Source organism: Sphingomonas sp. (genome assembly GCF_048595155.1).
GTDB lineage: Bacteria > Pseudomonadota > Alphaproteobacteria > Sphingomonadales > Sphingomonadaceae > Sphingomonas_I.
In genome coordinates this window covers 44,279-64,710 of sequence record NZ_JBMDXN010000106.1, presented here as the reverse complement: position 1 = coordinate 64,710, position 20,432 = coordinate 44,279, and the positions used below count along the sequence as shown (strand labels likewise).

14 protein-coding genes and 1 pseudogene are annotated in these 20,432 nt (G+C 63.1%); 5 read left to right on the top strand and 10 right to left on the bottom strand.

Going from position 1 to position 20,432, the window contains the following annotated elements; all coding sequences use genetic code 11:
* Window positions 1–69: 69 nt before the first annotated feature.
* The 8 genes from alaS to ACOJSI_RS17115 all read right to left on the bottom strand — a co-directional run bounded on the left by alaS (window position 70) and on the right by ACOJSI_RS17115 (window position 9,563).
* Entirely contained in the window at window positions 70–2,736 is a 2,667-nt protein-coding gene (gene alaS, locus ACOJSI_RS17150; RefSeq protein ID WP_420139524.1) for an alanine--tRNA ligase, read from the bottom strand.
* Between the two features lie 93 nt (window positions 2,737–2,829).
* The gene (locus tag ACOJSI_RS17145) at window positions 2,830–4,098 is read right to left on the bottom strand and encodes a M24 family metallopeptidase (RefSeq protein ID WP_420139523.1); all 1,269 of its coding nucleotides are present in this window, start codon (window positions 4,096–4,098) and stop codon (window positions 2,830–2,832) included.
* Between the two features lie 136 nt (window positions 4,099–4,234).
* Window positions 4,235–5,305, bottom strand: coding sequence for a recombinase RecA (gene recA / locus ACOJSI_RS17140; RefSeq protein WP_420139522.1), 1,071 nt, complete (start codon window positions 5,303–5,305; stop codon window positions 4,235–4,237).
* 123 nt (window positions 5,306–5,428) lie between these two features.
* Window positions 5,429–5,785: a response regulator gene (locus ACOJSI_RS17135; RefSeq protein ID WP_420139521.1), complete on the bottom strand. Its 357-nt coding sequence runs from the start codon at window positions 5,783–5,785 to the stop codon at window positions 5,429–5,431.
* A gap of 96 nt (window positions 5,786–5,881) precedes the next feature.
* Entirely contained in the window at window positions 5,882–7,924 is a 2,043-nt protein-coding gene (locus ACOJSI_RS17130) for a M13 family metallopeptidase (RefSeq protein ID WP_420139520.1), read from the bottom strand.
* 69 nt (window positions 7,925–7,993) lie between these two features.
* Window positions 7,994–8,476: an SsrA-binding protein SmpB gene (smpB, locus tag ACOJSI_RS17125; protein ID WP_420139519.1), complete on the bottom strand. Its 483-nt coding sequence runs from the start codon at window positions 8,474–8,476 to the stop codon at window positions 7,994–7,996.
* A gap of 89 nt (window positions 8,477–8,565) precedes the next feature.
* Window positions 8,566–9,063: a YcxB family protein gene (locus ACOJSI_RS17120; RefSeq protein ID WP_420139518.1), complete on the bottom strand. Its 498-nt coding sequence runs from the start codon at window positions 9,061–9,063 to the stop codon at window positions 8,566–8,568.
* Between the two features lie 41 nt (window positions 9,064–9,104).
* Window positions 9,105–9,563, bottom strand: a complete 459-nt coding sequence (locus ACOJSI_RS17115; RefSeq protein WP_420139517.1) for a hypothetical protein — start codon at window positions 9,561–9,563, stop codon at window positions 9,105–9,107.
* Window positions 9,564–9,721: 158 nt separating this feature from the next.
* On the opposite strand from ACOJSI_RS17115, the gene ACOJSI_RS17110 reads away from it, so the two are divergent.
* The gene (locus ACOJSI_RS17110) at window positions 9,722–10,669 is read left to right on the top strand and encodes an alpha/beta hydrolase (RefSeq protein WP_420139516.1); all 948 of its coding nucleotides are present in this window, start codon (window positions 9,722–9,724) and stop codon (window positions 10,667–10,669) included.
* Between the two features lie 108 nt (window positions 10,670–10,777).
* Here the strand turns inward: ACOJSI_RS17110 and dapA are convergent, their stop codons facing one another.
* On the bottom strand, window positions 10,778–11,650 hold the full coding sequence (dapA, locus tag ACOJSI_RS17105; RefSeq protein WP_420139515.1) for a 4-hydroxy-tetrahydrodipicolinate synthase: 873 nt from the start codon (window positions 11,648–11,650) through the stop codon (window positions 10,778–10,780).
* Between the two features lie 136 nt (window positions 11,651–11,786).
* On the opposite strand from dapA, the gene ACOJSI_RS17100 reads away from it, so the two are divergent.
* From ACOJSI_RS17100 to ACOJSI_RS17090, 3 genes are all read left to right on the top strand, one after another.
* Window positions 11,787–13,766, top strand: coding sequence for a lytic transglycosylase domain-containing protein (locus ACOJSI_RS17100; protein ID WP_420139514.1), 1,980 nt, complete (start codon window positions 11,787–11,789; stop codon window positions 13,764–13,766).
* 78 nt (window positions 13,767–13,844) lie between these two features.
* Window positions 13,845–14,321 carry a GreA/GreB family elongation factor gene (locus tag ACOJSI_RS17095; RefSeq protein WP_420139513.1) on the top strand — a complete coding sequence of 159 codons (477 nt, stop codon included), beginning with the start codon at window positions 13,845–13,847 and terminating at the stop codon, window positions 14,319–14,321.
* Window positions 14,322–14,384: 63 nt separating this feature from the next.
* A complete protein-coding gene (locus tag ACOJSI_RS17090) occupies window positions 14,385–17,249 on the top strand; it encodes a M16 family metallopeptidase (RefSeq protein WP_420139512.1) in 2,865 nt (954 codons plus the stop codon).
* Between the two features lie 18 nt (window positions 17,250–17,267).
* Here the strand turns inward: ACOJSI_RS17090 and aspS are convergent.
* A pseudogene (gene aspS, locus ACOJSI_RS17085) lies at window positions 17,268–19,091 on the bottom strand (aspartate--tRNA ligase).
* A 171-nt stretch (window positions 19,092–19,262) separates the two neighbouring features.
* On the opposite strand from aspS, the gene rnd reads away from it, so the two are divergent.
* Window positions 19,263–20,429, top strand: coding sequence for a ribonuclease D (gene rnd / locus ACOJSI_RS17080; RefSeq protein WP_420139511.1), 1,167 nt, complete (start codon window positions 19,263–19,265; stop codon window positions 20,427–20,429).
* Window positions 20,430–20,432: the final 3 nt, after the last annotated feature.

Below are 20,432 nucleotides of genomic sequence, written 5' to 3'. Positions count from 1 at the left end.
GCTACGCGCTGGCGTGCCACATCAACGGTCGCCGATAGTCGTAAAGGTTCACCCGCATGGGATCGCCCATCATGCCGTAACCAGGCTATCCTCCAGCGCGCGGCGAACAGCCGATACGGCATCGGCAGCATGCGCACCATTCGGGCCGCCGCCTTGCGCCATATCCGGACGGCCGCCGCCGCCCTGCCCGCCCAGCGCAGCAACCGCCTGCTTCACCAGCTCGACAGCCGACAAGCGCGCCACGAGATCGTCCGTCACCCCCACAGCCGCGCTGGCGCGCCCGTCATTGACGGCGACCAGCACCGCCACACCGGATCCCAAACGGCCCTTGGCCTCGTCCACGAGCCCGCGCAGGCCCTTGGGATCGAGGCCATCGATCACATGCCCGATGAAGCCGATGCCGGCGACCTGTTCGGCTGCTGGTGCGTCCGCCTTGGCGCCGCTGCCTCCGCCGAGCGCCAGCGCCTTCTTGGCATCGGCAAGCTCGCGTTCCAGCTTGCGCCGTTCCTCGATCAGTGCGGCAACGCGCGCCGGCACCTCCTCGGGCGTGGATTTCAGAACGGAAGCCGCTTCCCGAAGCCGATCTTCACGGCCGGTCAGCCACAACCGTGCCGCTTCGCCGGTGAGGGCTTCGATCCGGCGAACGCCCGACGAAACAGCGCTTTCCGCGATGATCTTGAAGACGCCGATGTCACCGAGCGCGTCGACATGGGTGCCGCCGCACAGCTCCACCGACCAAGGCGCATCCTCGCCCTGCCCCATCGACAATACGCGCACCTCATCGCCATATTTCTCGCCGAACAGCGCCATCGCACCCGCCGCTATGGCATCGTCCGGAGTCATCAAACGGGTGGTGACCTCATCATTCTCCCGAATGTGCCGGTTCACCTCGGCCTCGACCGCCGCGATATCCTCAGGCGTCAGCGCCTTGGGGTGCGAGAAGTCGAAGCGCAGGCGTTCGGCCGCGACCAGACTGCCCTTCTGCGTTACATGCCCGCCCAGCCGGTGGCGCAATGCCGCGTGCAAAAGATGCGTCGCCGAATGGTTCGCGCGCAGCTGGCTGCGCCGCGCCACGTCCACCGAAAGATGGATCGTATCACCGATCTTGATATTGCCGGCGCCGATCTGGGCCTTGTGCGCATGCAGCCGCCCAAGGGGCTTCGACGTGTCGCTGATCACGGCACGGAAGCCATCCTCATTATCGGCGATCCCCGCATCGCCCATCTGGCCGCCGCTTTCGCCATAGAATGGCGTCTGGTTGGTGAGGATCGTCACCTCCTCACCCGCGCCGGCCTGCTGCACGCGCGCGCCATCCTTTACCAGGGCGACGACCTGAGCGTCGCCCTCGTGGCTGGAATAGCCGATGAATTCCGTGCCGCCCTGCTCCTCCGCAACGTCGAACCAGACGTCGTCCGATGCCTTGTCGCCCGATCCCTTCCACGCGGCGCGCGCAGCGGCCTTCTGCTCCGCCATGGCGGCATCGAAGCCAGGGCGGTCGACGTTCAGGCCCTGGGCACGCAGCGCGTCTTCGGTCAGGTCATACGGAAAGCCGAACGTGTCATAGAGCTTGAACGCCACCGAACCGGGCAGCGTATCTCCCTCCACCATCGTGCCGGTGGCCTCGTCCAGCAGGCGCAGACCGTTGGCGAGCGTCTGCCGGAAGCGGGTCTCCTCCAGCCGCAACGTTTCCTCGATCAGCGGCTGGGCACGAACCAATTCTGGATAAGCAGCACCCATTTCGGCGACCAGCGCCGGCACTAGCCGATACATCAAGGGTTCGGCCGCTCCCAACAGATGAGCATGCCGCATTGCTCGGCGCATGATACGACGCAGCACATAGCCGCGCCCCTCGTTGGCCGGCAGCACGCCGTCCGCCACTAGGAAACCCGATGCGCGCAGGTGATCGGCGATCACACGGTGCGAGGCCGTATTGGCGCCGTCCGTTGCACTTTTGGTCAACTCGCCGGACGCGGCGATCAGCGCCTTGAACGTGTCCGTATCATAATTGTCGTGAACGCCCTGCAGAACCGCCGCGACCCGCTCCAGGCCCATGCCCGTGTCGATGCTGGGCTTGGGCAGATCGCTGACGATAACGTCGGCCTCCTGCAGAAACTGCATGAAGACCAAATTCCAGATTTCGACGAACCGGTCGCCATCTTCATCCGGGCTGCCGGGCGGACCACCGGGGATGTGATCGCCATGATCGTAAAAGATCTCCGAACAGGGGCCGCACGGCCCGTCAGATCCCATCGCCCAGAAATTGTCCTTCGTCGCGATCCGGATGATACGATGCTCGGGCAAGCCCGAAATCTTCCGCCACAGATCGAAGGCCTGATCGTCAGTGTGATAGACGGTGGCGGTCAGCTTGTCGGCAGGCAGCCCCCATTCGCGCGTCAGCAGCGTCCAGGCGTGGGTGATCGCCTGTTCCTTGAAATAGTCGCCGAACGAGAAATTGCCGAGCATCTCGAAGAAGGTGTGGTGCCGTGCGGTGTAGCCGACATTGTCGAGATCATTGTGTTTGCCGCCCGCGCGCACGCACTTCTGGCTGGACGTCGCGGTGGAATAGGGCCGCGTTTCCAGCCCGGTGAACACATTCTTGAACGGCACCATGCCCGCGTTGACGAACATCAACGTCGGGTCGTTGTGCGGCACCAAGGGCGCCGACGGCACGATGCGGTGGCCCGCACTTCCGAAATAATCGAGGAAGGAGCGGCGAATGTCGTTCGTGGATGTCATGACTGCGACTTAGTGGACGGGAACGCCCTTCTCAAGCGGCAGCCTCTCGGTGACGATACCGCTTTACGCGCTGCCTCAACGCGCTCCCTCTGGCTAAACGGGTTGATCGATCGATACGGGCGGGACACTGAACCATTTTGGGCCGGCCGTGGTCATGTGGAAGCAATCCTCAAGGCGCACGCCGAAGCTGCCCGGAATGTAAATGCCCGGCTCGTTGGAAAAACACATGCCAGGCGCGAGCGGGGTCTCTTCGCCGTGGACAAGGTTGACCGGTTCATGGCCGTCCAGGCCGATGCCGTGGCCTGTACGATGCGAAAGGCCCGGCAGCTTGTAGCCCGGTCCATAACCGAAGCCGGCATATAGGCTACGTACGGCATCATCGACGCTGCCGGCGGGCTTGCCGATCTGTGCGGCGGCGAAGGCGACCTGCTGCCCCTGATGCACCTGATCCCAAACCTTGCGTTGCCGGGCATTCGGGGCGCCGAATACGAAAGTCCGCGAAACGTCGGATTGGTAGCCGTCCACCGTGCAGCCGCAATCCATCAGCACGATCTGGCCTGCATCGACGCGGCGGACCGCCTTGGTTCCATGGGGATAGGCGGCCGCTTCCCCGATCAGCGCCATGCTGAACTCGGGTGAACCGCCCAACTTGGTCGTTGCGGCGTCCATCAATGCACCGATGTCGCTGCCCGTCATGCCCCGCTCGATCCGCGGGTGGAGCCAGCGATAGGCGGTGATCGTGATATCGGTCGCGCGCTGCATCAAGGCCAATTCCGGAGCGGTCTTCAGCATACGGCAGCGGCGCACGACCGGATTGGCCGAGACAATCTTCGCATCCGGCGCAGCATGGGCAAGCGCGTCCGGAATGAAAAAACGTACGCTTTCCTCGATGCCGATCGGGCGGCCGATGAGCTTGCGGTCTTTCAGCAGACCGGCCACGACCCCGAGAGGGTCTTCGTCTTCCTGCCACACGCGCACTTCAGCAGGGATGCCGAGCGTTTCACGCATACGTGGCTCTTCGAAGAAGGGCGAAACGATGCACGGACTCCCCTCGACGGGCAGGATGGCGAGCAAGGGCCGCTCGCTCCGGCCCCAGCGGATGCCCGTGAAATAGACCAGCGAGGATCCGGGTTCGATCACCACGGCGCCAATCCCACTCGCCCGCATCAGCGCCTGGGCCCGGATGAGGCGTTCTGCCCGCTCTACTCGACCGATCGGCTTAATGTCGCCGGTCATGGGCCTCAGCGCAGACAAGTCCGGCTCAGCCGCGCGCACCACGTCGGGGAGGGTCAAGAAAGGAAGCAGCGCAGCGGCGCCGATCAGGCGGCGGCGGGTCGGCTGAAACATAGTCGGCGATGCCATAGCTGAGGATATGCGCGCCACTGCCCCGCGGCAAGAGCGCAACCCTGGCAGCATCTGCACCGGGGCGGACAAAAAAGCGCGGAACCCAGGGGGCCCGCGCTTTCATCACAGTTCGTAATAGATCGCCGTAAGAGGCTCAGGCGTCGTCGTCAGGCTCCGGCCCCGTGATCATCTTCTCGGCAACTTCCGCCACATTGGCTCGGATCGCCTTTTCCAGGCGTGCGCAGATGTCGGCATTTTCACGCAGGTAGTTTTTGGCATTCTCACGGCCCTGGCCGATCCGGATGCTGTCATAGCTGAACCACGCGCCGGATTTCTCGACCAGGCCGGCTTTGACGCCAAGGTCGAGGATCTCACCGATCTTGGATACGCCTTCGCCATACATGATGTCGAATTCGACCTGCTTGAACGGTGGCGCGACCTTGTTCTTCACCACCTTCACACGCGTCGAATTGCCGACAATATCGTCCCGATCCTTGATCTGACCGGTACGGCGGATGTCGAGCCTGACGGAGGCATAGAATTTGAGCGCGTTGCCGCCCGTGGTCGTCTCCGGATTGCCGTACATCACACCGATCTTCATGCGGATCTGGTTGATGAAGATGACAAGCGTGCGTGAACGCGAGATCGAACCAGTAATCTTCCGCAACGCCTGGCTCATCAGACGCGCCTGCAGGCCGACATGGCTGTCGCCCATCTCACCTTCGATTTCTGCCCGTGGCACGAGCGCCGCCACCGAATCGACCACCAGCACGTCGATCGCGTTGGAGCGAACCAGCGTATCGGTGATTTCAAGCGCCTGCTCACCCGTGTCCGGCTGGCTGACGATCAGATTGTCGATGTCGACACCCAGCTTTTTCGCATAGCCCGGGTCTAACGCATGTTCGGCGTCGATGAAGGCCGCGGTGCCGCCGGCTTTCTGTGCCTCGGCAATGGCATGCAGCGCCAGAGTAGTCTTGCCTGACGATTCCGGACCATAGATTTCAACGATTCGTCCGCGCGGCAGCCCACCGATACCCAGGGCGATATCGAGCCCCAGGCTTCCGGTAGAAATCGCCTCGATCTCGATCTTCTCGCGACTGCCGAGCTTCATTGCCGAGCCCTTGCCGAAGGCGCGATCAATCTGCGCCAATGCGGCGTCGAGCGCCTTTTGCCGTTCGCCCGTGCTAGCCATATCGCCGTCGATCACCTTCAGAGAAGCTGCCATGTCCCAAGCCCTTGTCGCTAGAGGAAGTCATCCGCACGTTCAACGCGTGAAACGCCTCGTACACGAAATGTTCCATGAGAACAAGAGAAGAACTTAAGCACCCCGCTGCCGCTTCGCGCGGCATCAACGGCGCGGAATAGAGTTCAGCACGTCGCGGATGCCGTCGAGCGTGAACGGCTTGGCCAACTGCAGGCCATCGGCATGCGCCGCAGGCGGCGGCTCGACATGGCCGCCACTCGCCAGGACGAACGGTATGTCGCGCTGCTTCAACGCATCCGCCACCGGCCAGCAGGCACCGTCGCGCAGGTTGACGTCGAGAATAGCGACATCGAAGCCGCCCTCTTCCACCTTGACCAGCGCATCGGCCACACTGTCGCATGCCCCCGCCAACGTGTGGCCGAGCATCTCAATAAAATCCTCGATCATCATCGCGATGAGCGGCTCGTCCTCGATGACGAGGACAGACAAAGGTACGGTCATGTCGCGCCCCTTACTGACCTGCCGCACGTCCGCATAGATAGATTCGCAGACCGAAACGAAAGAGCGCGACCATCCCGGTAAAGTGGCTGCACCGCCTTACCAGACCAGCACCCGCTGTTCCGGCGGCAGATACATCTTGGCCGTCACCGACGGCTTGTATGCGTCGTACCAGGGCTGCAGGTTACGGACCATCCACGTCCGCTGCACGGACGGCGAATGCGGATCGGTTAACAGGCGCTGCCGGAGATTGGCCTCACGATAGCTGCGCCGCCATACCTGCGCCCAGCCCAGATAAAAGCGCTGATCTCCGGTTAACCCATCGATCACCGGCGCAGACTTGCCCTTGAGCGAGGCGTGATAGGCGTCCATCGCAACCGTCAGACCAGCGAGATCCGCCATGTTCTCGCCCAAGGTCATCTGACCCTGAACATGCATGCCCGGCAGCGGCTCATAGGCGTCATATTGCTTCACCAGCTTATCGGTCAGCGCAGTGAAGCGGGCAACATCCTGCGGCGTCCACCAATCGGTCAGCCGACCGGTTTTGTCATATTTGCGGCCTTGGTCATCGAAATGATGGCTTAACTCATGTCCAATCACCGCGCCGATGCCGCCATAATTCACCGCCGGATCGGCGTGCGGATCGAAGAAAGGCGGCTGCAATATCGCAGCGGGGAACACGATCTCGTTCCACACGGGATTGGCATAAGCGTTGATCGTCATCGGGGTCATACCCCACTCGCGACGATCCGCCGGCTTGCCGAGCTTCGACAGTCCATATTGCCAATCGAACTCGCTGGAGCGCTTAACATTCCCGTAAAGATCGTCGCGCTGGATGGTCAGGCCGGAATAATCGCGCCAATGATCCGGGTAACCGATCTTGGGCGTGAAGGCTGCCAGCTTGGCCCGCGCCTGCTGACGGGTTGCCGGATCCATCCAGGCGAGCGTTTCCAGCCGCCGATCCATCGCCGCGATGATATTCTTCACCAGTTGGTCGGCGGCCGCCTTGGTCTCCGGCGGGAAATATTTGGCGACATAGGCCTGGCCGACATCCTCGCCCATCGCACTTTCGACCAGATCGACGCCGCGCTTCCAGCGTTCCTGGATCTGTGGCGTGCCCGACAATGTCGTGCCGTGGAATGCAAAGTTGGCGTCCACGAAACGCCGGGACAGCCACGGCGCGGCCGCATCGATGGTGCGCGCCAGCAGATAGTCCTTCAGCAGTGGCAGCGGCGCATCGGCGATCAGCTTGGCGGAACCGGCGATCGCGCTCGGCTGCGCAACGAGATAATGATTGTCGTTGTTGAGGCCGGCCGCGCCCAGATAGGCCGCCCAATCGAAGCCGGGCGCTTTCTTGTCAAAATCAGCGCGCGTCCAGACATTATAGGTCTTGTCCGAATCGCGGCTGTCGGTGCGCGACCATTGAACCTGCGCGAGCTTGCCTTCGAAGTCCGCGACCGCCTGCGCCCGCGCAGCCGCATTGGGCTCGCCGGTCAGCGTGAACAATTGGGTCAGATAATCGACATAGGCTTTGCGCGCGGCAACGATCGGCGCATCCGTCTTCAGATAATAATCGCGGTCCGGCAAACCGAGGCCGGATTGCGCAATCTGGATCGTGGGCCGGTCGGGGTCCTTGTCATCCAGCGAGACGCCGGCTGCGATCGGTCCGCTGACATTGTTGCGAAGTGCAAGGCCCAGCGCGCGGGCATAATCCGCCTTCGAACTGATCGCCTTGGCAGCAGCGATATCGGCTTTGATAGGGTCGAAACCTTTGGCCTCGATCGCACCCTCGTCCATAAAACTGGCATAGAGCGCGCCGCTCTTCGACGCAGAATTCTTCGCCGCTTCGTCCAGAATCGCGCGGGTGCGCGACAGCGACAATTCTTCGAGCACGGTAAAGGCACCGAAATTCGAACGGTCAGCCGGAATCGGCGTGTTCTTTTCCCAAGTGCCGTTCGCGAAAGCGTAAAAATCGTCGCCCGGCGCCACCGCGCGATTCATCCCTGCCTCATCGAAGCCGAATGTTCCGATCTGAGGTTTCTTGGCCGACGATCCAGCCGTGCGCGCGGCCGGCGCCGCTGCCACCGCTGAGGAAAGCGCAAACAGGCTGCAGGCGAACAGGAGAACGGGCTTAGAGACCATGGATGGATTCCCAAGAATATACTTTAAGCTACAGCGGTAACGGCTCGCGCAGGGCGCGCAAGAGGCTGCCTAGCCGCGATCGCGCATCAGGCGTTGCTGATCCCGCTTCCAATCGCGATCCTTCACCGTCTCGCGCTTGTCGTGCAGCTTCTTTCCCTTGGCGAGCGCGAGTTCAACCTTGGCCCGGCCGCGACTGTTGAAATAGACGGACATCGGGATGAGGGTCATGCCCTCGCGGCTCAGCCCCTTGTGCATCTTCTCGATCTCACGCTCGTGCAGCAGCAATTTACGCGGCCGCTTGGGGACGTGATTGAAACGATTGCCGTGGCTGAACTCCGGAATATTGGCGTTGATCAGGCTGACCTGGCCATCCTTCACCTCTGCATAGGCCTCCGCAATAGACCCTTCGCCGAAGCGCAGCGATTTCACCTCGGTACCGGTCAGCGCGATGCCCGCCTCGAAGAAATCTTCCAGGAAATATTCAAAGCGCGCGCGCCGGTTTTCGGCGACGATCTTCTTCTTATCGAATTCGGGGGGACGTGGACGAGCCATAATGGACGCGATGTAGGTCCTGCAGCGGCGGGAGGAAAGCGTCTTGGTAAAATGCCACCGGTGCCGGGCGAACCGCAGGAGCAGGCAGGCTAAATCTTGCCGGTCAGTTCATCGCGCTGTTCGGGGGTCAGGACCCGGGTTGGGATGAAGTTGATCAATGCCTCGCTCTGGCGAAGAATGACGACATCGTCATTCGTGACGATCCCGATGAAATCGCCCCACGCAAAGTGCGCCTCACCCCTTGTCGATCGAAAATATATGCCGCTGTCGGACCATTCGACTGTTGCCGCGTCGTGCAGCGATTTCTGCTGCCGGTAGATCCGCCTGACCTGCCGCGGCAGCCGCCAATAGGCAGCCAGCATGATCAGCGAAAAGATCAGCACCCAATAGGCCATGCCCCCCAGCGCCGCCAGCGGAACAGGGGCCAACTTCCACTCCGACGACGCAATACCGGCCGCGACCGCGACGAAAAGGCCACCGAAAAGATAGCCTCGCAGCACCCGCTTGGATTTGACGCTCAGGACATAGTTCAGGCGGTAGGCGGCGATAAGATCGTCCGGTGTGGCCGTGAAAGTAACGGACTGCATCGCCCAACTCTGCCTGCCGGCGGGCCAAGGTGCAAGACAGCCTAACCGGGTGAAAATTGCTTGAGAACCGCCATGGGCGCGGACGGCGCGGGCCACACCACGAGCCGATAATGATCGTGCCCGTCCAGTTGATCCTCGCTCAATGTGTCGAGCCCGCCGTAATAAGCGCGCACCCGGTAGGTCCCGGGGGGCACGGACAGGATATCGACCGATCCGCCCGTGCATTGGTGAATCTCAAGCTTGCCCGACGGCAGGTCAAGGCTGGCCTCGGCCACATGATCCCAGTCGTCAAAGCTGTCGTCTGGCGCGTGATCGGCGATTTCCAAGTCGACCTGCACCTCCATGTTTCGCTCCGGCTGGATCACCACCAGGAAGGGCGCCACCTTGATCCTGCGCTCGATGTCGGCATCGTCATAATCCAGCGCCGTGCTTGGCGTCACCGCGTGATCCCAAAGATGGAATTGATTATAATCCGCGAAAATCGCGTAGCGCTTCTGCATCGCCGCTCTCCTTCTGCCCGGACGGAGAACGAAGGCCTGTTCGTTCTTCCTCCGCGGCTTCGAAGCAACCAGCCAAAACCGACAAGGTTGCCGCTTCCAAATGTTGGACAAATCGCTGGCTCCGGTTAGATATCGCTCAATGATAATGGAGGGATGACATGTCGCTGGGCACGGGTTGTAAGCACGAATGGGGCGCGCTGCTGTCGGCAGTAATTGTGACGCTCGGACTGTCCGTAGCAACGCCGGCGATTGCGCAGAATGACAAGATGGCCGCGATCGCGACGCCCGCCCAGCCGAACGCCATCGATCTTGGCACCGGGCCCCTGCCAGGCGCCACCGTGAAGGAATCCTGGCACAGCCAATATGGCAGCCGCTTCGCGCGCAACGTAACGGTCGCGACCCTCACCCCGTTCCTTCCGGATCCCGCCAAGGCGAACGGCACCGCCGTAATCGTGGCACCCGGCGGCGGCTTCACCACCTTGTCGATGGAGAATGAAGGGTGGGACGTGGCCAAGGCGCTCGCCGCGCGCGGCGTTGCCGCCTTCGTCTTGAAATATCGCCTGAACCAGACACCAGCCGATCTGGCGGGCTATGAGACGGCGATGCGCGAGCGGTTTTCGGGCGGCGCCCCGCCCCGCCCCTCGCCCGCCGAAATGACCGCGCGGATTGCGCCGGCCATTGCCGACGCGAATGCGGCCTTTGCATTGATCCGCAAGCGCTCGGGCGAATGGCACGTCGATCCCAATCGGGTCGGCATGATCGGCTTTTCCGCCGGGGCGATGCTGACGATGACGACGACCCTGGCCAACAACAATCCAAAACCTGCGTTCATTGGCGAGATTTACGGCTCACTCGCTCCCGTGACGGTGCCGGCAGACGCGCCCCCCCTGTTCGTAGCCTTGGCTGCCGACGACCCGCTGATGGGCAATAGCGGCTTCGGGTTGATCGAAAGCTGGCACAGCGCAAAGCGCCCCGTCGAATTTCACTTCTACGAACAGGGCGGCCACGGCTTCGGCATGTATCCGAAGAAGACCACCAGCACGGGTTGGTTCGATGCTTTTACCGCGTGGATGACGATGCACGGCTGGATCAAGCCCGCTGCCTGATGCTGTAAGGCTGGCGCGGCACGTGAAAGGCCGCGCCGGCTACTGACGATCATCGCCCGAGGCTGTGATCGCACTGATCCGGTAAAGCGGATCAGAAGAGCAATGACATCAAAGACCTGCGTGGGTGAGCGCCGCGTCCACCGCGGCACGGCTTGCTGCCCCTGCCGGCGTCATAGGCAGCCGCAATTCGGTCGGAAAACCCGGCCGTACCTTACCCAGCGCATATTTGACCGGCCCCGGTGAAGCATCGGTAAACAGCGCGGCATGGAGCGGGAAGAGCAGGTCCTGCAGCGCCAGCGCGTCGCCCCACCGGCCTTCGCTGCAGGCCGCCTGGAAATCGGCGCACAGGCGGGGCGCGACATTGGCGGTAACCGAAATGCACCCGACGCCGCCCATCGCCATGAAGCCGAGCGCCATATCGTCGTTGCCGGACAATTGAACGAAGTCCTTGCCGCAGGCGGCGCGCTGCGCGGAAACGCGGGCAAGGTTGCCGGTCGCATCCTTGACCCCGATCACGCTTGGAAGCTTCGCCAGTTCGGCCATGGTCTCGACTGCTATATCGACAATCGTCCGCGCGGGTACATTGTACAGCATGATCGGCAGATCGCAGCCGGATGCCAGTGCCCGGAAATGGGCCAGCACGCCTTCCTGATTGGGCCGGTTGTAATAAGGCGGCACCAGCAGGGCCGCATCGGCGCCGGCGGCTTTGGCCGATTTCATGTGATGCAGCGCCACCGCGGTATCGTTCGATCCGCAGCCGGCAATGATCGGAACCCGACCCGCCGCCTGCTCTATGCAGATACGCACGACCCTATCATGCTCTTCTATCGTCATCGTCGCGCTCTCACCCGTCGTGCCGCACGGCACGAGCGCGGAAGAGCCGGATTCGATCTGCCAATCGACCAGGCTGCGGAACGCGGCTTCATCGATCGCGCCATCCCGGATCGGCGTGACCAGCGCAGGAATCGACCCACCAAACATGCTGACTCCCTTCACCTTCCGTCTCCGCGGGGGCATATGACTATGTATGAAGCCAATTTTGAACTTTCGGCGTCGCGCGCCTGATAGGGATGCCGCGGGGCGACTGTCCAGCATCACGCGGTTCTGGCCGGCGGGTTTGTTGTTGATTTCCGTGACGGCCGGCGCCGCCGTTCTAACGATCCAGACGGATCGGTCGGACACATCGACGCCCGTCGACACCATTGCCAGCGTGTCTGCTACGCGGCCGGCGCGGACCGATCCGTTGTGGCCGGCGATCGATCAATGGACGCGGTTACGCCAAAGCGATCGCCTGCCCTTCGCCGATTATGCGCGCTTCATGATCGCCCATCGCGGCTGGCCGGGCGAGCCGGCCATGCGTCGCGCCGCCGAGCGCCAGATCCAGCCCGACCAGGCCGATCCCACACTCGTCGTCCAGTTCTTCGATCTCTTCCCGCCGCTCAGCGCGGCTGGGCGCGTTCGCTATGCGGAAGCGCTGGCAGCCACAGGCCAAGCCGCAAAGGCGAATATGGCGGCAGCGGCGGCGTGGACGACCAGCGTCGCATCCGCGACCGATGAGACGCGCTTGCTTGGGCGGTTCGGCAGCCAGTTCACACCTGCGCAACAGGACCAGCGGATGGAAATGCTGCTCTGGGATCGTGCGTCGGCAGCAGCAGTACGGCAATTGCCGAGAATCACTTCGCAGCGCCGTCCGCTCTACGCGGCGCGGCTTGCCTACCAAACCCAGGCGCCCGATGCAGCGACACAGGCTGCAGCCTTAGGCCCGGACGCGGAGCGCGATGCCGGCTATATCATTGATCGTGCATTATGGCTGCGCGCGACGGCCAGGGAGGCCGAGGCACGCGCCTATCTAGCGCGGCCCGAAACGCTTACCGCATCCGCTTTCGACGCTCAGGCCTATCTCGCGACCTTGCTCACCTTTGCCAGCGCGGCGGCGCACGACAAGCAATGGAGCCTGGCCTATGGCATCGCCGGCAACCTGGATCACGCCTTCCCCGCCGGCGCCGACGTCCGGGCGCGTGATCTGACGGAGCGCGATCCCTATACCAGCTTGGCTTGGCTGGCAGGCACGACCGCGCTCAAGCAGTTGAACCGGCCGCGCGATGCGGAGGCGATGTTCGTGCGCTACCGCCAGGCATCGCAAACGCCGGGCAGCCAAGCCAAGGGCGATTATTGGGCGGGGCGCGCCGCGCAGGCGGCCGGCGATCAGACCACGGCCAATGCGCATTACGCCGCCGCTGCCGTGAACGTCGACCAATTCTACGGCCAACTTGCCACCGAACGGCTGGGCCGCACCATTGCAGTTCCGCCCGATCCCGCTCCGCTCGCCATCTCGCCAGAGGTCCGTGCCGCGTTCGAGAACCGGGAAATCGTGCGTGCCGCCCGCTTGTTGGGCGAGCAGCGCGATTGGCAGACGCAGACCGCCTTCATCCGCAAGATTGCCGCAGACGCGCAGAGCGACACCGACCATGCCTTGTCGGCGGAGCTGGCGCGTGCCCTGCAACGTCCCGACTTGGGCGTCATCGTATCGCGCAACGCCCGGCAATCCGGCACGCGCGATCCGCTGCGGATGGGCTTCCCTACTGTTCCCGTGCCCCCCGCCTGGGCGTCGCATTGGACGATGATCCACGCCATCTCGCGTCAGGAAAGCCAGTTCGATCGCGAGGCGTTGAGCCCCGTCGGCGCGCGTGGCCTGATGCAATTGATGCCGGCTACCGCGCGCGAACAGGCCGGCAAGATCGGCCTCCCCTGGCAGCCGGAGCGGCTGACAAGCGATACCGGCTATAACGTCATGCTCGGATCGAGCTTCATCGATCGCATGCTGACCTATTATTCGGGCAATTATGTGCTGGCGATCGCCAGCTACAATGCCGGTCCGGGCAATGTGAACAAGTTCATCCGCGCCAATGGCGATCCGCGCCAACCGGGGGTCGATGTGGTCGATTGGATCGAGGCCATTCCGCTCAGCGAGACACGCTCTTACGTCCAGAAGGTGCTGGAGAATGCGGTCGTGTACGACCTGTTCAATCCGGCCCGCGCGCGCACCCCGGAAAAGGACCGGCTCTCCCACTATCTGGGGAAGAGGTCCGCAGGTTGATCCAGGCGTATCGTGTAAGCGAGCCAGCTGCATCGTCGGTTAGAGATCGCCGCAGCGAGCTTTGCGGTCAAACCCAGCATGACTGACGGGCCGCCGATCACACCGGCAGGCTTCCAGGCCCTGCGCACACGATACGAGGAGCTGTTCCAGGAGCGACCCAAGTTGGTGGAGACGATTTCCTGGGCAGCCGGCAATGGCGATCGTTCCGAAAACGGCGACTCTATTTACGGCCGGAAGCGCCTGCGCGAGATTGATCGCGAGCTCGCCCACCTGTCACGCCGCATGAAGGCTGTGAAAATCGTCGATCCAGCCACCCAGACGGATCGCGCCCGCGCCTGGTTTGGCGCGATCGTGACGGTCGTGGATGAGGATGACAGGGAGCGTGTGGTCACCCTGGTCGGCGAGGATGAGGCCGATGCGGGCAGCGGTCGCATCAGCTGGCGCTCCCCTTTCGCCCGTGCGCTGCGGGGCGCGGCCGTCGGTGACACTCGCTATGTCGAACTCCCTAGCGGCACCCGCGATTACGAGATCACGGCGATCGACTATCCCCGTTAAGCTCTGCCGATATAGATTTCAGTGAATTGGGCGCATCACACCGCGCACGCGAAGGATGATTGAATGAAGCGCGCCATATTCTATTCTTGTACCGCTCTAGCGCTAACTGCCTTCTTCGTTGCCTCACCTCTTTGCGCGCAGTCTCCTGCGCCCGCCGGCGCGCGGGCTGCGTCGGTGCCGTGGCTCTTTGCTGGCAGCGACATACCAGCGCCAACAGCCTGGAGGTTCGGGACCCTCCCCAACGGCCTGCGTTACGCCGTCCGGCAGAACAAATATCCGGCCGGAACGCTCGCCATCCGGGTGCGGATCGATGCCGGAGCCCTGATGGAAGCCGAGGATGAGAAGGGCTATGCCCATTTCACCGAGCATATGCTCTTCCGCGGGACGAAGACGGTTCCCGATGGGGAAGGCATTCGCACCTGGCAGCGCTTGGGCGCGCAATTTGGCACGGATACCAACGCCTTCACGTCCCTGACGCAGACCCTTTATCAACTTGATCTGCCGCGGAACGACCCAGCATCGTTCGACCGGGCACTGACGCTGCTTTCGGAAATGGTGTCCAGCGCCAACTTTGATCCCAAGCTGGTCGATATTGAGCGCAATGTCGTCATCGCCGAGCGGGCTTTGCGCCAGCCCCCCTTCGCAAAGAAGGTGCAGGATGTGTCCAAGGCGGTCTTGTTGAGCGGCACGCGCGCCGCGGCTGCCGATATCGCAGGGACCGATGCCACGCTGAATGGTGCCACCGCCGAACGGCTGCGGGCTTTCTACCATCGCTGGTATAGGCCGGAACGGGCGACCGTCGTCATTGTCGGAGATGCCGATCCGGACACTTTGGAGAAGGCGGTGCAACGCCACTTTGGCGACTGGGTCGGCCAAGGGCCCGTTCCCGTGGAGCCGCAATATGGGAAGCCCGAGACACCGAAGATCGCGAGCGCCGTCATCGCCGACCCGCAGGCGCCGAGCCAGCTGGCACTCACTTGGGTGACACAACATGATGATCGTCCCGACACCCTGGCGAGTGAGGCGGCCGATCTAACCCGCACCGTGGCGGCGCGGATACTGTCGCGACGACTGGATCGCAAGGCGCGCGAAGGGGCAAGCTTTCTCTCCGGTGGCGCCGGGTTTGGAGAGCAGCGCCACGTATCAGACTCGATGGTCGTCGCCGTGTCGCCAAAAGGCGGACAATGGCAGCAATCGCTCACCGAAACCTATGCGATCCTGGCCGATGCCGTGGCGACTTTGCCCGACAAGGCCGAGATCGAGCAGGTTGTCGCGACCATGGAGGCCGGCTTGCAGGCAGCGGCCGCCGGTAGCGCGACCCAGCAATCCGCCCCCCTTGCCAATCAGATCGTAAACGCGGTGAATTCCGGTCAGGTGGTTGCCGAACCTTCGACCATCCTGGCGATGTTCGAAACGCAGCGAAAGGATCTCACGCCGGAAAATGTCGGCGCGGCAATGCGGACGCTGATCCAAGGTAATGCGCGCGCCATCCTGTTGAGCCCTGTGCCCATTCCTGGCGGAAACGAAGCATTGGCGGCAGCTTTGGTCACCGCGCGCGCCACCAAGGCCGCCGCACGGACCGAGGAGAAAAAAGTCAGTCTGGATGATCTGGGCCAGCCTGGCACGCCCGGCAAGATCCTGTGGACGAAAACCATCCCGGATTTGGACGTCACCCGGATCAAGTTCGAGAATGGGGTTGAGCTTGACCTGAAGCGGACCGGGTTCGAGCAAGCCGGCGTACTTGTCGTGGCCCAGGCCGGCGATGGACTGACGGCGCTGGATCCCGCCCGCATTTCGCTCCTTTGGAGTGCACCCGCGATCGTGCAGGGCGGCGTCGGGCCCTTGGACATAGGTGCCCTTGAACGTGCCACGGCGGGCAAACGTCTCGGTTTGTCCTTTGGGGTCGGCGAACGCGCCTTCACCTGGTCGGGCGGTACGACGGCAGCCCAATTGGTGGATCAGCTGCGCTTGCTGGACGCTGCAATCCGCGAACCCCGCTTTGACAGCAATGCTTTTCTGCGTGTGCGCGACGGCTTCGCCCAAAATTACGAAACCATCTTCAATTCGCCCGGATCGGTGTTCGGAGCGTTCGCCAATCAACCGATCCATGGCGGCGACCGTCGCTATGCACTTCCCGCCAAGGCGCAGGTCGCAGCCACCACGCCGGACGCCTCTCGCGCGTTTTGGCAGCCCCTTTTTGCAGGAGGAGCGCGCAAGGTCCTGATCGTTGGGGATATAAATCCTGATGCGGCGATCGAGGCGGCTCGGCAAACCTTTGGCGCGGCAGCGACCAAACCGGCCGTGCCGGTACCGCCATCGCATCTCGCGGTGTCGCCGCCGAAGCCGGGCCAGCCCCCGCTTACCCTCACTCACCGCGGCGATCCCAATCAATTGCTGGTCGCCACCTTATGGTCGAGCACGGGGTCGCTGCAGGATTTGAAGCAGATGCGCGCGTTGAATGTCGCCGCGCAGATCATCCAGACGCGGTTATACGATCGCTTTCGTGAGATCGAAGGGGGGACCTACACCCCGTCTGTTCGCAATAATCAGTCCGAGACCTTCCCTGGCTTCGGCATCTTCCTCGCAACCAGTCAGATCAAGGCGGAGCGGCGAGCCGATTTCGAGCGCGCGACGCGGGAGGTGACGCTGGCATTGGCCAAGGATGGCCCCACCGCCGACGAGCTTAGCCGGGCAATCACGCCGATCGCGAGCAACAATGACAGGCAGCGGAAGCTCAACCTGTACTGGGCCCAGATGCTGCAAGGCGACCTTGATGATCCGCGCTATGTCGAGATGATCCGGACGGGCGTGACCGGCTATCAGCAGGTGACAGCCGAGGCCGTCCAGGCTGCGGCGCGCCGTTGGCTCATGCGGGAGCCTTCGCTCCGCATCATCGTCAAGGGCGCTTCAACCCCGAAAGCGCCCTAATCTTCCCCCTCGGCGCGGTCAGCCCGCGTCCGGGGCCACCGCGGCGCTTACCGGCGCAGCCGGCTTGGCGGCGGGCTGATCGACCACGCGGATGTGGAGCTCACGCAGCTGCTTCGCCGTGACCGGCGACGGCGCGTTCATCATCAAATCCTCCGCCTTCTGGTTCATCGGGAAGAGCACGACTTCACGAATGTTAGGCTCGTCGGCGAGCAGCATGACGATGCGGTCGACGCCGGGTGCGGAGCCGCCGTGCGGCGGTGCGCCGAACTTGAACGCGCCGACCATGCCGGGGAAATTGTTGTCGACTTCTTCCTGCGAATAGCCGGCGATCTCGAACGCCTTGTACATGACGTCGAGTTTGTGGTTCCGGATCGCGCCCGAGGACAATTCGATGCCGTTGCAGACGATGTCGTACTGGTAAGCGAGGATATCGAGCGGGTCCTTGGTCTCCAGCGCCTCCAGCTCGCCCTGCGGCATCGAGAAGGGGTTGTGGCTGAAGTCGACCTTCTTGGCGTCCTCGTCATATTCGAACATCGGGAAATCGACGATCCAGCAGAACTGGAACACGCCCTGTTCAATCAGGCCCAGTTCCTCCGCCGTGCGCGTGCGGGCGAGACCGGCGAGCTTGGCGGCCTGCCCTTCCTTGCCGGCGGCGAAGAAGACGCCATCATTGGGGCCGAGGCCCAATGCCTCGATCAGCTTGGCGGTGCCTTCCTCGCCATGGTTCTTGGCGATCGGACCGCCGGGCTCGCCATCCTTGATGTTGATTTAGCCGAGTCCGGCATAGCCCTGGGCGCGCGCCCATTCGTTCATGTCGTCGAAGAATTTGCGGCTCTTCGTGCCGGCGCCGGGCGCGGGAATGGCGCGCACGACATTGCCGCCTTCCACCATCCGCGCAAACAGGCCGAAACCCGAGCCGTGGAAATGATCGGTGACGTCGACGATCTCGATCGGGTTGCGCAGATCGGGCTTGTCCGACCCATATTTCAGCATCGCATCCTTGTAGGCGATGCGCGGGAACGGGCACGGGCTGACCGTGCGGCCGTTGGCGAATTCCTCGAACACACCGTGCAGCACCGGCTCGATCGCAGCGAACACGTCTTCCTGGGTGACGAAGCTCATCTCGAAATCGAGCTGGTAGAATTCGCCCGGGCTGCGATCGGCACGCGCATCTTCATCACGGAAGCAGGGCGCGATCTGGAAATAGCGATCGAAGCCCGCAACCATCAGCAGCTGCTTGAACATCTGCGGCGCCTGCGGCAGCGCGTAGAATTTGCCCGGGTGGATGCGCGACGGCACCAGGAAGTCGCGCGCGCCTTCCGGCGACGACGCGGTCAGGATCGGCGTCTGGAACTCGGCGAAGCCCTGGCCGATCATGCGGCGGCGCAAGGACGCGATCACGTTCGAGCGGAGCATAATATTCTTGTGCAGCCGCTCGCGCCGCAGATCGAGGAAGCGGTAGCGCAGGCGGATATCTTCCGGATAATCCGCTTCGCCTGCGACCGGCAGCGGCAGTTCCTGCGCTTCGGACTGGATCGTGACGCTCTGTGCGAATACCTCGATCTCGCCCGTGGCGAGGTTCGCGTTGGTGGTGCCTTCGGCGCGCGCCTTGACCACGCCATCGATCGTTACGACCGACTCGACCCGCAGCCGCTCCAATATCGGCAAGGCCGGGCTGTCGCTGTCGGCGACGATCTGGGTCAAGCCATAGTGATCCCGCAGATCGACGAACAGGACGCCGCCATGGTCACGGCGCCGATGGATCCAGCCCGACAAACGGACGGTTTCGCCGACATTCGCAGCCGAAAGGGCAGCGCAGGTGTGGGTGCGGTAAGCGTGCATCTCTTTTCCCAGCTAGTCATGCCAGCGTGGGCTGGCATCCCGTCACGCAGGGCATTTCCTGCATCTTGAGACCCCGGCTGGCGCTGGGGTGACGACTAAATCGCAAGCGCTGCGCATTGATTCCACGACCCTCTTTGTCAACCCGCACGCGCGCGGCTATGGATGGTTCCAATGCATATTCATCCGCTGATCACCGATACCGCTACTCTTACCGAACTGTGCTCCCGGCTCGCCAAAAGCCCCTATGTCGCGGTCGATACCGAGTTCATGCGCGAGAACACTTACTGGCCCGAACTTTGCCTCGTGCAGATCGCCGACGCAAACGAGGCCGCGGCGATCGATCCGCTCGCGGACGGCATCGATCTCACCCCCCTGCTTGATTTGCTGGTCGACAATGAAGACGTGCTGAAGGTGGTCCACGCCGGCGCACAAGACATTGAGATTGTTCATAATCTGACCCGCCGGACGCCGCACCCGCTGTTCGACACGCAAATCGCGGCTATGGCGCTCGGCATGGGCGAACAGGTCGGCTATTCCAACCTGGTCGAGAGCATGACCGGGGTGAAACTAGACAAGGGTGCCCGCTTCACCGACTGGAGTCGCCGGCCGCTCGACAAGCGCCAGATCGATTATGCGATCGGCGACGTCACCTATTTGATCCAGATCTTCCCGCGCATGCTGGACAAACTGCGGGCGACCGGTCGCGGCGCGTGGTTGAACGATGAGATGGAGCGGATTGCGGACGCCGCCAATTACGTCAACGAGCCCGAACTTTCCTGGCAGCGGATCAAGGTACCCAGCCGCAAGGCCGAGGTATTAGGCCGGCTGAAGGCAATCGCTGCCTTTCGGGAGCGAGAGGCGCAGCGAAAGAACTTGCCGCGCGGCCGGCTGATCAAGGACGAGACGCTCGCCGACATTGCTGTCCATCCGCCGCGCTCCCAAGGCGATCTCGCCAAGGTGCGCGGCCTCGCCGCAAGCTGGGCCGGGAACGAGATCGGGGCGCGGCTGATGAGCGCGCTGGAGGGTGCTGCGCCGCTGTCGGACGAAGAAATGCCCCCGCGGGACGACCGGCGCCCGGGCTTGGGCAAGGATGGAGCCCTTGTCGCCGATCTGCTCAAACTGCTGCTCAAGGTGCGCTCCAAGGAGGCCGACGTGGCGCCGCGCCTGATCGCGCGCACGGACGACATCGACGCGCTAGCGGCCGGCCGCCGCGACGGCCTCCAGATCCTGGAAGGCTGGCGTTACGATGTGTTCGGCAAGGACGCCTTGGCGCTGATCGAAGGCCGTATGGGATTCAGCGTCAAAGGCGGCAAGATGGTGATGAGCGAACTCAGCTGATCG